The 13,963-nt window shown below is 65.0% G+C and carries 13 protein-coding genes and 1 pseudogene; 3 read left to right on the plus strand and 11 right to left on the minus strand.

Features of this window, described 5'->3' with window-relative positions:
- The 3 genes and pseudogenes from ABIN76_RS14825 to ABIN76_RS14835 form a co-directional block, all read left to right on the plus strand.
- Positions 1-771, plus strand: a pseudogene (locus tag ABIN76_RS14825) (hypothetical protein); the annotation flags it as partial.
- A complete protein-coding gene (locus ABIN76_RS14830) occupies positions 768-1,217 on the plus strand; it encodes a hypothetical protein (RefSeq protein ID WP_346960445.1) in 450 nt (149 codons plus the stop codon). The pseudogene ABIN76_RS14825 and the gene ABIN76_RS14830, both read left to right, overlap by 4 nt.
- A gap of 85 nt (positions 1,218-1,302) precedes the next feature.
- Entirely contained in the window at positions 1,303-2,394 is a 1,092-nt protein-coding gene (locus tag ABIN76_RS14835) for an alpha/beta hydrolase (protein ID WP_346960446.1), read from the plus strand.
- Between the two features lie 8 nt (positions 2,395-2,402).
- Here the strand turns inward: ABIN76_RS14835 and ABIN76_RS14840 are convergent, their stop codons facing one another.
- From ABIN76_RS14840 to ABIN76_RS14890, 11 genes are all read right to left on the minus strand, one after another.
- The gene (locus tag ABIN76_RS14840; RefSeq protein ID WP_346960447.1) at positions 2,403-3,434 is read right to left on the minus strand and encodes a DUF4192 domain-containing protein; all 1,032 of its coding nucleotides are present in this window, start codon (positions 3,432-3,434) and stop codon (positions 2,403-2,405) included.
- A 525-nt stretch (positions 3,435-3,959) separates the two neighbouring features.
- The gene (locus ABIN76_RS14845; protein WP_346960498.1) at positions 3,960-5,366 is read right to left on the minus strand and encodes an NADH-quinone oxidoreductase subunit N; all 1,407 of its coding nucleotides are present in this window, start codon (positions 5,364-5,366) and stop codon (positions 3,960-3,962) included.
- Positions 5,367-5,381: 15 nt separating this feature from the next.
- On the minus strand, positions 5,382-6,860 hold the full coding sequence (locus ABIN76_RS14850; RefSeq protein WP_346960448.1) for an NADH-quinone oxidoreductase subunit M: 1,479 nt from the start codon (positions 6,858-6,860) through the stop codon (positions 5,382-5,384).
- 2 nt (positions 6,861-6,862) lie between these two features.
- Positions 6,863-8,788 carry a proton-conducting transporter membrane subunit gene (locus tag ABIN76_RS14855; RefSeq protein ID WP_346960449.1) on the minus strand — a complete coding sequence of 642 codons (1,926 nt, stop codon included), beginning with the start codon at positions 8,786-8,788 and terminating at the stop codon, positions 6,863-6,865.
- Positions 8,785-9,087 (minus strand): NADH-quinone oxidoreductase subunit K, encoded by a 303-nt coding sequence (locus ABIN76_RS14860; protein ID WP_346960450.1) that lies wholly within the window; start codon positions 9,085-9,087, stop codon positions 8,785-8,787. The genes ABIN76_RS14855 and ABIN76_RS14860 overlap by 4 nt, the downstream gene beginning before the upstream one ends.
- Positions 9,084-9,767 (minus strand): NADH-quinone oxidoreductase subunit J, encoded by a 684-nt coding sequence (locus ABIN76_RS14865; protein ID WP_346960451.1) that lies wholly within the window; start codon positions 9,765-9,767, stop codon positions 9,084-9,086. The genes ABIN76_RS14860 and ABIN76_RS14865 overlap by 4 nt, the downstream gene beginning before the upstream one ends.
- Positions 9,767-10,696 (minus strand): complex I subunit 1 family protein, encoded by a 930-nt coding sequence (locus ABIN76_RS14870; protein ID WP_346960452.1) that lies wholly within the window; start codon positions 10,694-10,696, stop codon positions 9,767-9,769. The genes ABIN76_RS14865 and ABIN76_RS14870 overlap by 1 nt, the downstream gene beginning before the upstream one ends.
- A gap of 8 nt (positions 10,697-10,704) precedes the next feature.
- Positions 10,705-11,838: a hypothetical protein gene (locus ABIN76_RS14875; protein WP_346960453.1), complete on the minus strand. Its 1,134-nt coding sequence runs from the start codon at positions 11,836-11,838 to the stop codon at positions 10,705-10,707.
- Positions 11,829-12,179: an NADH-quinone oxidoreductase subunit A gene (locus tag ABIN76_RS14880; protein WP_346960454.1), complete on the minus strand. Its 351-nt coding sequence runs from the start codon at positions 12,177-12,179 to the stop codon at positions 11,829-11,831. The genes ABIN76_RS14875 and ABIN76_RS14880 overlap by 10 nt, the downstream gene beginning before the upstream one ends.
- A 633-nt stretch (positions 12,180-12,812) precedes the next feature.
- A complete protein-coding gene (locus ABIN76_RS14885) occupies positions 12,813-13,415 on the minus strand; it encodes a DUF305 domain-containing protein (protein ID WP_346960455.1) in 603 nt (200 codons plus the stop codon).
- Between the two features lie 83 nt (positions 13,416-13,498).
- Positions 13,499-13,921: a four-helix bundle copper-binding protein gene (locus tag ABIN76_RS14890; RefSeq protein WP_346960456.1), complete on the minus strand. Its 423-nt coding sequence runs from the start codon at positions 13,919-13,921 to the stop codon at positions 13,499-13,501.
- Positions 13,922-13,963: the final 42 nt, after the last annotated feature.

Consider the following 13,963-nt stretch of genomic DNA (forward strand, 5'->3'; position numbering starts at 1 on the left):
GCTGCAAGGACCGAATCCTCACAAGTCAGGAGTCAAGCAAACCCGGGGCAGTCCCTTGTGGCCCTGATTGTCAGCTTCAGCCTGGTTGATGCTCCGCGGACGTCGACCTCCTTCATGAGGGATTTTGGGAGCCAGTGGCCGGCTGCCGTGTACTCGGGTGTTCAGTTCCTCTACATCGGCGCGGTGGTGGCCATCACCGGCCTAACTTGTTTCAAGTTCCGCGGCGAGATGGCAAGGCTGTACTTTCGCGTCGCCTTCGTGTTCATTGGCGTGGGCTGCGCTCTGGCTGTGGTGGTGGTCATTGCGGTCCTGGGGATGGACCTTCTTCATCTCATGGGAGAGCTCGAGTCAATGACGCGTCTCTCCTTCGTCTACGACGTCGCGTTCGTAGGCGCGATGGTTTTCCTCAGCGTGGGTTTGGCCTTGCCGCCCGTCGCTCGTCGGCTGGAGCGCAGGTCTGATGCCCGGGCCGCAGCTGTACTTGTCCAACGGCTGACTGGGCCCTGGGACCGGATCACGTCCGAGCGATCCGAGATCCGGCTCAATTTGGCTCAAACCGCGATCGACCACAACGATGGCCCCAAACGCCGATTGCATCGGATGTTGGTGGAGATCCAGGACGCCCTGTTCGTGGACCCGGACCTTGCCCAATCGTTGAGTCAAGATGATATGGAAGTTCTCCGAGAAGCGGAGCAGCATCTCGGAGCGCGGTTGACAGGAGCCGGGCATCGACGGCCCCGGCTGTCACGGAAAGAGGACATGACTCCGTGACCGACAGCGACGCTGGCATCCCCGAACAGCCTCAGGCGAAACTCGCGCGGAAGTTGAATCTCCTTTTGGATCTTATTGAGGCCCAGGGATCATCGCCCCTAACCTACCCGCAGATACGCAAGCACATGTCAGACCGCGGAACGCCATTGTCCCGCTCGCGCTGGGCCTACATGCGTGCCGGCGACAGTTCCATGGCTACGGACCCGCAGCTCTTGAAGAACCTCGCCGAATTCTTCGGCGTGGACCCCGGGTACCTTTTGGACGACGACGGCGAGGTTCCCAAGTTGGTGGATGCACAGCTCGAACTACTGCGGACACTGCGGGAAAACCGCGTGAGAAACTTCGCTGCGAGACAACTGCAGGGGATTTCTCCGGAGACGCTCCTGCGGCTACGCAAAGCCATAGACGAACGCTTGAAAGCTACCGAGGACGACGCCGATGCGTAGGGCCGCTGCAGCTGTGGCCGTAGCTTGTGGCACGGCCGGGGTCGCCGCCTTCGTTGCGGCGGCGTATTTTGCTCGGAAAGTTGTAGTGCCCAAGACGCTGCGCAGGGAGGATCTGCAAATCGGTCGTGTGTTTCGCGCCGCCGAAGAAACTATGATGGTGGAGTTGCCTGCATCGGCCCGGACGACGGCTCCAGGTCGCTACAGCATCTGGTTTGGCAACGGCAGAGGGCATGCCTGCATCGGCGAGATCGTCTCCACGGACGCTGGCGCAGGTACGGTGACCCGCCGTGTTGAACGGGTTGACTCCGGGGATTTGCGGACAGCCAGAGCCGGTATCTGGAGCGGATACGTCTATCCGACGCCGGAACCGTTAGGGCTGCCATTCTCTGACGTGCAGATTCCCGTTGAGAACGGTATGGCGCCCGCCTGGAGGTTCACACCAAGGCAGTCGTCCGGAGATCCTTCCAACTGGGCTATACATATCCATGGTTTGGGAGGATCGAAGGCTGGCGCACTCCGCGGCGTGCCTGTGGCGGACCGGCTGGGGTACACCTCCCTGGTCGTTTCATTCAGGAACGACCGGGATGCGCCTGCCTCCGCGGACGGCCGGTATCACCTGGGACAGTCGGAATGGCACGACGTTGAAGCTGCGGTGGCGTATGCTGTGGGCCAGGGAGCAAGCCGGATAGTGCTATTCGGTTGGTCCCTCGGTGCCTCAATTGCCCTTCAGCTGGCGGCCTCATCGGAGTTTCGGGAGCGCATTTCCGGTCTGGTGCTGAATGCACCTGTATTTGACTGGAGAAGAACGCTGGCGGACAACGCCACCTCCAGTAAGCTTCCGCAGCCGGTTGCAGCGCTCGGCCTGAAGATGCTTGGGTCATCCGGAACGCACTGGGTCACGGGGCTGGATGCTCCGTTGAACTTTGATGCCTTGGACTTTTTGGCCCGAGCGGATGAACTGAGCGTTCCCATCCTTGTCATCCATAACGAAGGGGACCGCTCGACACCCTTTGCTATTTCCCGCGAGTTCGTCAGCCGGCGCCCCGAGATGGCGACGTTGCTCACTTTCCCTTCTGCGGAGCACACGCAGGAATGGAATTCCGATCCGGACGCGTGGAACGCGGCGGTGGAGAACTGGCTCCGGAACGGCCCGCCATCGTCCTCCGATTCCCTGTAGCTGCGGGGCTACGATGCTTCTAGGCCCCAGGGCCGGAAGGCCCTGTCCTTGTCCATGTTCCAGCCGGCTACCATTCCGGAGCCGATCATTAGATCGCTGAGCCTGGCCAAACGGTATGTCGGGTCTGCTTCGAGGGCGAGTTGCAGGAACTGATGGGCCTTACTGCCTCGGCCTTCCCACCAATTGACGAAGGCGATGGCGGTGAGGATTGGAGCCGAGTGCTTGGCGCTGCTGTGCGTGTACGCGTGGAGCAGCAGTTGCTGGGCCCATTCGACCCGGGACCACTGAGGCCCACCGTTTGTCTGGGCAAGGAGCACCCGGTCCAATGGCTCATCGATGCCCGGGATATCGGCCATAAGCTGGTCGCGGATCGATGGGGCCTGGAAGTTCGCAATCAGGTCGAGGGTCTGATCTTCGTTCGGATAGGAGACCGCATCCAACATGCCCTCCCAAAGCGTCCTGGCCTTCTTGAGCGCATCGCGGTCGCTCATTGCGAGAATTGTGTCAACCCGGTTGTCGACGGCGTCCGCGGTGCGGCCTTCTTTGGTCGGGGCCGGCAGGGTAATGCGGTTGGAGGGCGCAATAGTGCTACCCCGGTAGACGAATTCGGCATTGATCTGGCTGGACTGGGTCGCCCTCAACGGCAGCGTCAGGTCGTCCTGGGGATCGCCCTCGTACTGGGAAACGGTCTTGTCTCCGACGAGGAGCCCGTCACGAATAGACATTCCGCGTTCGGCGAGCGCGCACGTCAGCGCCGCAATGGTTGCCGCGTACGGCTTAGGCTGCCCGGGTTTCTGGGGCTCGGAGGTGTACACGACAAAGAGCACGCTGGCGGCGCTGGCGTCGTGGGCAAGGTAATCGGCAACCGTACGGGCGTACCTGAGTCCGCCCTCCTGCGTGGGGAGGTCGACTCTGAGTGTTGCGCCGACGCGGTTTGCGTCCAGGGTGATGCACACGAGGCTTTCGTGCGGCCAGAACCCGAGGGTGTGCCCAACGAAGCTCAGGACGTCGGCTGGGGTTTTGATGGTGAGCGGTTCCACGTTCCTTCTCCTTCAACGACTGGCCGGCACCGGATGTGTCTGTCAGATTTTGTGCGTCGTTCTGATAGACGGAGCGAGCGCTGGGTCTGAGGGGCCGGAGTGCAACTCGGGGAACCGGGAGCGATTCAAAGTTTCGTGAGGAGATAAGCGACGGAGGAGCGCCGAACAAAACTTTGAATCGTGAGCGGCGCGGAGCGCCCTGGTTGCGCGGAGGGCCTGCCCAGCGATGATGGGGGATCAGAATGACAAACAACGAAGTTGCATCTGGTGGTTCATGGACGTGGGGGAGCGGGGCAGCATTACCTGCGAGATTGTGTTGCTGCGTGCTCTCCCGCTGCGGCGGCCAAACATTGGGGCGCGCAGAGCCAAAGCCAGCGGCCATCATCTGTGCCCTCAAACCACCACCTATTTGGGCATTTTCTATGCCAAGCTACGGAAGAAGGAGTTGGCGCAGCATGCCGCTGTAAGGCTCCCCGGAGTCGAGCATTCCGAAGGGCCGCCAAAGTCTTGGTGGATTTCCCGGAATCAGGCCAGGGAGGCCCATGGAAGACCCGCGCCGATGCCTACGGCCAGAGTCAGACACGCTGCGGTAATGGCCGCGCGGGCGGGCCAGGCGCGGTGGCTGAAGTCGCCCGCTCCGGGGGATTCCGGGGAGGCGGCGTGGAAGGCGGGGGCGAGCCAGCGGAGGTAGTAGAAGAGGCTGGCGACGGTGTTGAGTGCTGCGAGGGCGGTCAGCCACCAGAAGCCTCCATCCCAGGCTGCAGTAAAGACGGCCAGTTTTCCGAGGAAGACTCCGGTGGGTGGGGTCCCGACCAGGCTGAGCAGGGCCACGACAAGTGCCACGGCGTGCCACGGCTGGGCGGTGGATAACCCTTCGTAGCCGCGGAGCTCTTTGCGGTCAGGGTGGGCCCCGACGATGGCGAACGCCGTGAGGTTGCTGGCTGCGTAGCCTGCAAGATAGACCAGCACAGAGGGCAGCGCCAGCGGGACGGCCCCTGCCACGGCGAGGGGCATGAGCAGGTATCCGGCCTGGCTGACGGTGGACCAGCCCAGCAGTCGTCGGGGGTTTGTTTGGGCGAAGGCGGCGAGGTTTCCCAGTGTCATGGTGACGGCGGCGAGCAGGGCGACCAGCAGCGGCCACGCCACGGTGTCGGGCATCTCCCCTAGTAAACGGTAGGCGGCGAGGATTCCGCCGATTTTGGGGACAGTGGTGGCGAATGCGGCAGCTGCGATCCCGGCTCCTTCGGCGGCGTCCGGGACCCAGAAGTGGGCGGGAACGGCGCCTGCCTTGAACATCAGCCCTGCCAGGACACCCACCAGCCCTACGCCGGTAATCGCGCCGGTGGCATGTTCGAGTCCCAGCCGGAGGCCGGAGTAGGACGTGGTTCCTGCGGCGGCGTAGAGCACAGCGACACCGAACATGAGCAGGATGCCGAAGAATGCGCCCTGCAGGTAGGTCTTGAGCGCGGCCTCCGCGCCACTCTTGCTTCTTCCGATGCCGATCAGGGCGTACAGGGGGATGCTGGCAAGGAGGAATCCGGCGATGAGTACCAGGAGGTCGGCCGCACCCGTAAGCACGGTCGCGCCCAGGGAAGCCAGCAGGACCAGGGTGTACGTTTCGCTTTCGCGCTCGGTCCCGCGGAGTTCATCCGTGCCCAGCACGATGACCAACAGGGCCGATATTGCCACCACCAGCCGCCCGGCGCCGGTGCCCGCGTCGATCTCGTAGCTTCCGGAGTAAGCGGACGTGGCCGCCCCAGCCAGGGCGGCAGCAGCCACGGTTGCGCTTGCTGCCAGCGCACCCAGTGCAATGATCCGGCTGATCCATTGCTGTTCCTTGGCAAGGAATGAGCCTGCCAGCAGGGCGGCGATGGCGCCGGCCAGCATCAGGATTTCCGGGAGCAGCGCGAGGGCGTCAGCGCCGGGGTTCATCGATTCCACGTACGTCTACCCTCCCAGCAGGCTGACCAGCGATGCCGAGGCCGGGCTGATGGTGTCCAGCAAGGGTGCCGGGATGAGGCCGATCAGCACGGAGAGCACCAACAGACCTCCTGCCGACCAGGCCTCGGCCGGACGAAGATCGGTCAGCCCTGTCGACTTTCCCCGTGGTTCCCCGGTAAAAACGCGTTGGAGCGCGCGCAGGAAGAGCGCAGCGGTGATCAGAATCCCGGGAAGTGCCAAGGCTGTCAGGGGGACGGCGCCGATGCTGCCGGCGAAGATCTGGAATTCGGCGATGAAGCCGCTGAAGCCGGGCAGGCCGAGCGAGGCGAAGGCGGCCACGGCGAAGAACGCCGCGAAGCGGGGCGCGGGGGAGGCCAGGCCGCCGAAAGCCCCCATGTCGTAGGTCCCGGCACGGCTGTGGAGGACGCCGGCCAGCAGGAAGAGGGCGCCGGTGATCAGGCCGTGGCTGACCATCTGCGTGACGGCCCCGGTCACTGCTGTTTCCCGGGCCGCGGGATTGCCGCTGGCGCCGGCTGCGGCCAGGGCGAGGACGATGTAGCCCATGTGGTTGACGGAGGTGTACGCGATCATGCGTTTCAGGTCGCTCTGGGCCAGGGCCACGAGCGCCCCGTACAGAACGGACACCACGCCCACTGCCACCAGGGCGGGGACCCATGCCCGCCACGCGTCGGGAAGGAGTGGCATCGCGATCCGGACGAAGCCGTAGGTTCCCATTTTCAGCAGGACACCGGCCAGGACGGCTGAGCCGGTGGCGGGTGCATCGGTGTGGGCCGGGGGCAGCCAGGTGTGGAACGGTACGGTGGGGGTCTTGATGGCCAGGCCGACGACGACGGCGCCGAGCACCCAGAGGCCGGCCGGGTTGTTGCGTAGCGGCTGGGCCTGGAGCAGTTCCGGAATGTCGAACGTGTGCGGCGCGGCGCCGAGGTAGAGGCCGATGAAGCCCAGCAGCAGCGCCAGCGAGCCAAGGAAGGTGTAGAGGAAGAACTTCAGGGCCGACCGTGCCTTGTCCCCGTGGCCCCACCCTGCGATCACGAAATACATGCCGACGATGGACAGATCGAAGAACAGGAAGAACAGGATGAGGTCCTGGGCGGCGAACAGTCCCACACTGGTCGCTTCGAGGAACAGGAACAGCGCCGCCCGGGGGGCCGGCCGGTCCCGTGCGCCCCAGTCGTACACCGCACAGCCAAGGAAGATGACGGCGGTGAGGCCGATCAGGGGCAGTGAAAACCCGTCCGCCCCTACGTGGTAGCTGCTTCCAACGTTCGGGATCCAGCGCAGCCGTTCCTCATACGCCAGACCGTTTGGCCCCGGGGCCCGGTATCCGGCCCACAGGACCGCGGTGAGCACCACCTCGATGGCGGTCGCCGCCAGGAAGACCGTACGGGCCATGCCGCTGCGGCCGGCGGACGCCAGGACGGCCGCCGCGGCGGCGAGGGGGAAGAGGATGGCGAGACTGAGCAAAGTTACCTCACGACGATCAGAAGGACGGCGGCCACCACGATCACCACGGCGGCCTGGACGTAATAGTGGTGCAGTTGGCCGGTCTGAGGCCGGCGGGCGGCTGCACCTGCGCGCCGCACAGTGCGGGCAAGGCTGCTCACCGCGCTATCAATGGAGAGATCCGTGATGGCGGAGCGGCCGGCCAGTCGGGAGGTGGCAGCGGCCGCAGCTTCGGTGCCGTGATCCAGCACTGCATCGGTTCGGTCCAGGCCCCGTGCGCCCTGCAGGACCTTGTCGGCGGCGCGCTCGACGCCGCGGGACAGGACGGCATCATCGAACCGGGCCAGGGAACCGGCGGCCGCAAGAACCGGGCGTACCAGGACGATGTGGGCGGCACGTTCCATGTGAAGCCAGGACAGCACCCCCGGCAGTGGTGGAAGTTTCCCGCCAAGCACCCACACGGGAACCAGGACCGCCACGGCGAGTACCCCTGATATGGCGAGTTCGAGCAGGGAGGATTGTGCCCTGCCGCCCAGCATGCCGCGGACAATGTCACCTGTTACGCCCAGCACCAGAAGGCCGGAAACAGCGGCGCCGGCGGCCAGGACTCCTATCGGGGCCTGTTGCCAGCCGGTGACCTTCCTGCTGCCCGTCTCCTCGGTGTCGTAGCCGGACGCAGTTTCGGGGAGCACCGGTTTCCAGATCAGCGCGACCGCCCGCGCGGCGTAGGCGGCAGCGAGTACAGCGCCTGCCAGCCCGGCAACATATAGCGGGAGGGAGTGTTCGCGTGCTGCGGTGAGGATGTTGTCCTTGGTGGCCCACAGCGACAGCGGAGGGATTCCGGCCAGGCTAAGCGCCGCGAGGGTAAACGAGGCGCCCAGCAAGGGCCAGCGGCGCCCAGCCCCGCGAAGAGCGGGCATATTCTTGGTCCCGAGCGCCGCCAACCAGGCCCCCGCCGCCAGAAACAACGCACTCTTTGTTGCTGCGTGGGCCATCAGGTGCGCGGCGCCGCCCGCAGCATCACCCACTCCAGCAGCCATCACCACAAACCCGAGCTGCGCCGCCGTCGACGCCGCCAAGAGCTGCTTCAGGTCCTGCTGGCCTACAGCGATGACGCCGAGGACCACGGCGGTCGCCGCACCCGCCCACGCCGCCGCATCCGCAGCCCACCCGGTGGCGGCCAGGAGGGGCTGGACCCGAAGGAGCAAGTACCCGCCCATGGCCACCATCGCGGCCGAATGCAGCAAGGCGCTGACCGAACTGGGACCATCCATGGCCCGAGACAGCCAGAAGCTGAACGGCAGCTGCGCCGCCTTTCCCAGCGCTGCGACCAGTATCCCGCCGGCAGCAATGTCCCGCCATGGCCCGGGCAGGCTGTCCAGGCCGGCCAGCGACATGCCATCCGCTGACCAGACGCCGGCCGCCATTACCGCCCCCGCGGCAACGTACAGTCCAAGGTCCGCGGTGCGGGTGGCCACGAACGCCGTCAGCCCGGACGATACGCGCCGCGACTCTCTCCAGTGGAAACCGATAAGGGCGTACGAGGCGGCTCCCATGATCTCCCACGCAAAGAGCAGCGCGGACAAACTGGTGGCAGTCACGGTGACCAGCACCGACGCGATGAAGATCAGCATGAGTCCGTGGAACCGGGCCTGTGGGCCGAGGCCGGACGCGGCCGCGTACAGCAGGACCAGGAAGGCCACCCCGGCAACGGCCGGGAGCAGCAGCGCGCTGAGGGCATCAACGCCCAAGCCGAACTCGCTTCCCGCCAGGAAGGGCGCGGCCAAGGAGGGGCGCACGGCCGCGGCTGCGGAGGCGGCACCCAGCACCAGGGCAGAAACGACGACGGAGAGCACCGCCGCGAAACGGTCCGCCTTCGTCCCGGCCACGGCAAGCGCCGCTCCGGCGGCAGCCGGGAGCCCGATGAGCAGGATCAGCAGCCAGCTCATCCGGCCAGGTCCGATGCCATCTCGGTCATATCCGTCTGACGGGAGCGGTGCAGCAGGATGGCAACGGCAAAGCCCATGGCCATTTCCACCGTCATGGCGGCAATCACCACCAGGAGCAGCACCTGGCCGTCCGGTGCCGGGGCGAGGAACCACCAGAACGCGGCTGCTGCCAGGATGACGCCGTTGAGCATGAGCTCCAGGCCCATCATGACCATGACCACCACCTGCTGCGACAGTGCTCCATACAGGCCCACGCAGAACAGGGCGGCCGCGGCAATCAACACAAGTTCCAGTGTCATTGGCGCCCACCGCTCCCGTGGTGCTGCCCGTGCCCATCAGCGTGTCCCTCAGTTTGTCCGGCGCCGTGGTCCATCCCCTGCATGCCCTGGGCCACGTGTCCGCCGGACCCATCCGCCTGGTCCTGTTCCTGGCCCTGTCCGTCGTCGTCGGCATCCTGCCCCGCGGGGACCAGCGGGTAGACGCTGTACCTTCCGCGCGGGTTTGCCAGGACCAGGGCCGACACCACCGTGGCGAACAGTACCGGGCTGATGACGAGCATCACGAGCATCTTGGGTTCCATGAGGGCTTCACCGAGGGACGCGGTGAGCTCTCCACCTGCCGGGCCTCTGCTCTCCGGCCAGTCCGCGAGTAGAATCCCTGCCGTCAGCAGCAGAAACAGCCCGACGGCGGTCGCCGCTGACAGCTTCTTGTTGTGCACCATGTCCATGGGCATCAGCGCCGGGTTCATGCCCATGAACATGACCATGAAGATGGCCATGACCGCCATCTCCATGACCATCATCAGGACGGTAATCACCCCGATGTACTCCAGCCTGAACTGCAGCAGCATCAGGCCCACCGCCACGAAGGACACGGCCAACGCGTAACTGGCGCGCGCCATCGAATCGGTGCGGAACACCGCCACCCCGGCGGCAACGGCGATCAGGGCCAGGACGGCAAAAAGTACTGTTTCCGGCATCAGCTGCTCCTTCCGTTAATGGTGATGACGGCGACAACAAGGACCTGCAGGAGGACAAGGGGAAGTCCCACCACCCAGGCCGGGGCCATCAGTTGCTCCGGACGCAGCTGCGGGATGCGGCGGCGCAGGGCCACGAGCAGCCATAGCAGAAGGACGGTCTTACCAAGGAACCAGAGCCAGTCCGGCAGCAACGGGCCTGACCCGCCGCCCAGGAACAAGGCCACGGCGAAGCCGGCACCTGCCGACAGCAGCGCATAGCGGCCGGTCAGGACAAGGAAACGGTCCACACCGGAAAGCTCTGCCGTCACGCCGCCTGTGATGTCTGCGGACAGGGGGGCGGTGAAGGGCCGCTGGAGGGAAAATGCCAGCACCGCGGCCAGGAACACCACGAAGGCGACCGGCATCCACACCACGAACCACAGGCCCTCCTGCGCGGCAACGATGTCACTCATGCGCAGGCTGCCCGCCGCCACGGCAGGAGCAGTTAACGCAAACATCAACGGCAGTTCATAGGCCACGGCCAAGGCCAGGAACCGGTAGGCGCCCACCAGCGGAAACACGCTGTTCTGCCCCCAACCGGCCAGCCATACGAAGGCCCACACCAAAACGTCCATCGCGTTGAACCAAACCAGTCCCACGGCGAGGTCGGACACAACCCACGCACCCACAGGCAACACGGCCACCTTCAGCCCCGCGGCCACGGTCAACCCGGCCACGCCCACCTTGCGCAGCAGCTCGTCGGCGGCCACAGTGGACCGCCTTCGCTGCCGCAGCAGCCGGGCCGCCTCCGCAACTGGAGCGAAACCTCCGCCCCGGCGCCCACTAAAGCGTGCAGCGAGGACTCCGTTGATCGTCGCCCCGGACAAGGCCACCATCACCAGCGCCGCCAGGGCCGCCAGCGGCCCCCAGGCAGGAAGCTGCTGCACCATGCCCGGAGTCATCGTGCCTGCCCTTCCCCTGCCGGTACCGGTAGGGGCGAAAGGTCGACGCTTGCAACGATAAGCCGCACCACGGACAACTCCAGTCCCCGGACCAGGTCCGGCAGGACGCCCAACGGCACTCCACCCGCGGTTGCAGTGCCGGCCGCCGCAGCGCCATTCAGCGTGGCCAGGAGCCGATCCCAGGCATCCGTGCCGCCGAGTTCCCCGGGTTCCCCGCCCTGCGGGATGCGGCCGACTCCCTGCAGCGTCCGCCGCAACAGCCAGTCCCGGCGCAGCCGTGCGCCGACTGCCGCAAGCGACCGCCGGCACTCATCCAACGCCGCACCATCCAGGGCAGCGTCCCGAACACCCCGCACCCTCGCGGATTCCCGTGCGGCCCCGGCCAGATGCAGGAGGCGTGACACGAGATCCGACTGCCGCACCAAGGCCGCCCGGTCCGTCCCCAACGGCCCGCCAACATGAGATTCAGTGGACTGGCCGAACGCGTACTCAGCCCTAGCGGCGAAAACGATATCCCCCTGCAGCTCGCAGTGCAGGACCAACCCGGCAGGCCAGAACGGAAGATACGGGCCCAGCGGCACCTTCAGGGCATCCAAATCAAGACCGTCGCGGTCCTTTCCCTCGCCCGCCAAGCCGATGCCGCCGGGCATCGGCATCTCCATGCCGCCGTGATCCATGCCCTCGTGGCTCATTCCGCTGTGGTCCATGCCGCCGTGATCCATGTCCGCGTGGGAGTCCCCGCCTCCGTGGTCCATGCCGCCGTCGTCGGCCTGTTCCGGTTCAGTAGCGCTGCGTCCCGCTTCGAGCCGGGATTGTCCGTCCACGGCCAGCAGTTCGTCCACGCAGCCGTCCAGCGCCCGCCCGGCATGTTCCGGCCCGGTGACCACGGTCCTGCTCCTTGGGCCCGGCAACTGATCCCAGAGGCGCTCCACCGCGTCGGTCTGGTCATCCGGAACCTCTCCGCAGATGCAGAGGATGTCCGCGTCGCCAGGTGAAAGAGCCTCCACCCACCCCCTGTCGGCGATGAAGCGTTCCACAGCCATCCTGGAGCCGCTGCCCGCCAAGGCCTCGACCAAAAACACATGGCAGCGTGTCACCGCAGCCCTCGCCAGCACGTTCCTCAGGCCCATTTGAAGGCTCCTTCGCGCCACGCCCACACCACACCGGCCATCAACACACCCAGAAACACAAACATCTCTATGACAGCCGAAGCGCCCAACCGAGACACCACAACAGCCCACGGGTACATAAAGAGCATCTCAACGTCGAACGCCAGGAAGACCAGCGTCACCGGGTAGTAGCGGGCGTGATACCGCGAGAGGGCGTGCTGTTCAGGAATCCAGCCGCTGGTGTAAGGCTTGCTGACCAAGGGATTCCTGGCTACGGCCGTCAACTGATGCAACGCGTACAGGCCACCCACCCCCACGAGCGCAACCGCGAAGGTGATCGCCAGATTCAGGTAGGCGGACACGCGCTTCCCTTCGTTCGTGAGCCCAAAATTCGGATCATCAGTATGCTTACCGTACCGTACCCCGGGGCCGCTACGAGCTGAAGCTCCTCGATGTTGAGCTCTTCATGTCGGTTCGGCCACCGGGCCGAGCAGAAGAACCGGGACGATTTTGGCACCGACAACGCCGGTGACACCCAAGTCGGAGCCGGTCGGCTCCAGCACCAGCAGAGTTAGCGCCACGGTTGCGAGGGCACAGCCTCCGGTAACCCGGTACGTGAAGAGCAGCCGGATACTGGGCGGCCCGTAGCCGTACTTTTATTAGTTGACCTTCTCCATGGTGTGCCCTCAGCAGCACGTCGGATTCCTGTCCCCGCCGTGGCCTTCGGCCGCACCCTTCGTGACTGTGATTTCACAGGCGCACGACGAATCCGGGCAACGGTAAACCTCATCTTGTTGCAATGCCATTTTCTTCCACCTCCTCCTGGTACCTCACACGCTAAAGCCTCAACCCGGGGGTAACGTCAAAACCGGAGGAAAAATCGAATCTTTGCTCCGATCGGCCGCGCCGCCAAAAACACGCTCCCGTTTGTGCGGAGACAGTCATGTAGGCAGCGCGGGGTTCGTCATTGGTTGGTGCGACGGCGATGCGTTCGATCAGGTCCGTGCCGGCCGTCCGCCATTACGGTCGTACCATTGCTCCAGCCAGGTCTGCATCTGGCTGATTTCGGCCAGTTGCACTTCCTTGATGTTTGAGCATAGTTCGATGAGTTCGGGGTGTTCGGCGCTGTCGAGGCATTCCTCGGCTTCCCGGATGGCGCGCCAGTGGTGGCGGATCATGGATTGCATGAAGCGGATTTCATACTCGGCCCCGCTGAAATTAGCCAACCGCTCCATCGAGCGCATGTCGCCTTCGCTCATCTGCGGTTCGTAGTTGATGCCGTACCAGTCCTGCAGCCAGGTCTGCATCTTCTGGATCTCCTGCTGCTGCGCGTCGATGATCGACTGGCACAGGTCTTTTAGGTCCTGATGGGTGGCTTTCTCCAGGCATGTCTGTGCCATGGCAACTGCCATCGCGTGGTGATCGATCATGCCGGTGAGGAAATCCACTTCGAAAGTGGCTGCCTCCTGGCTTTGCGCCGGTGCATCCGCCAGCGCTGGGGCCGCTCCGGCGACACCGGCGCCCGCCGCGGCCCCCAGTGCGAGTACCGCTGAGGCCGCGACTGCACGGACTTTTGTTCCCACCATGTTATTTTGCATCGTTTTTCTTACCTCCAATATGAATCTGCACAGGCCATATCAGTGCCCCGCGCCTTACCGCGTGGGCGCGGGCGGGGGTTGTCTTACTGCGAAGCTTCGCGTCCAAGGGAGGCAAGGAGTTCGTTGCAGGCGGTTTCGCAGCGCCGGCAGGCTTCGGCGCAGACACGGCAGTGCTCATGCATGCCGGCGTGCTCTTCGCATTCGTCCGCGCAGCCTTTGCACGCTGCCGCGCAGGATTCCAGGACGGCTTTGGTGATGTTCGCGTCGTAGCCGGTATGGCGGGACAGGACGTTGCCGGTAGTGGCGCAGATGTCCACGCAGTCCAGGCTAGTACGGATGCACTTGGTCAGTTCAGCGACCATGTCCTCACCGAGGCAGGCGTCGGCGCAGGCCGTACAAGTCTGTGCGCACTCAAAACATGCTGCGATGCAGTCGGCCAGCTTCTGACGATCGATGCCGCCGAGGTCTTTGGGATAGGTTTCCAGCATTGAAGTGATATGAGTCATCGTTCTGCTCCTGATCCTTGTACGAAGGGGACCGGCAGGCCG

This window comes from uncultured Arthrobacter sp. (assembly GCF_964021775.1).
In the GTDB taxonomy this organism is placed as follows: Bacteria; Actinomycetota; Actinomycetes; order Actinomycetales; family Micrococcaceae; genus Arthrobacter.

Coding starts and splice junctions, on each gene's coding strand:
- ABIN76_RS14845 (WP_346960498.1), bottom strand. CDS start 5,366: ATGAACCCCGGCGCTGACGCCCTCGCGCTGCTCCCGGAAATCCTGATG.
- ABIN76_RS14855 (WP_346960449.1), bottom strand. CDS start 8,788: ATGAGCTGGCTGCTGATCCTGCTCATCGGGCTCCCGGCTGCCGCCGGA.
- ABIN76_RS14860 (WP_346960450.1), bottom strand. CDS start 9,087: ATGACACTGGAACTTGTGTTGATTGCCGCGGCCGCCCTGTTCTGCGTG.
- ABIN76_RS14865 (WP_346960451.1), bottom strand. CDS start 9,767: ATGCCGGAAACAGTACTTTTTGCCGTCCTGGCCCTGATCGCCGTTGCC.
- ABIN76_RS14870 (WP_346960452.1), bottom strand. CDS start 10,696: ATGGTGCAGCAGCTTCCTGCCTGGGGGCCGCTGGCGGCCCTGGCGGCG.
- ABIN76_RS14875 (WP_346960453.1), bottom strand. CDS start 11,838: ATGGGCCTGAGGAACGTGCTGGCGAGGGCTGCGGTGACACGCTGCCAT.
- ABIN76_RS14885 (WP_346960455.1), bottom strand. CDS start 13,415: ATGCAAAATAACATGGTGGGAACAAAAGTCCGTGCAGTCGCGGCCTCA.
- ABIN76_RS14890 (WP_346960456.1), bottom strand. CDS start 13,921: ATGACTCATATCACTTCAATGCTGGAAACCTATCCCAAAGACCTCGGC.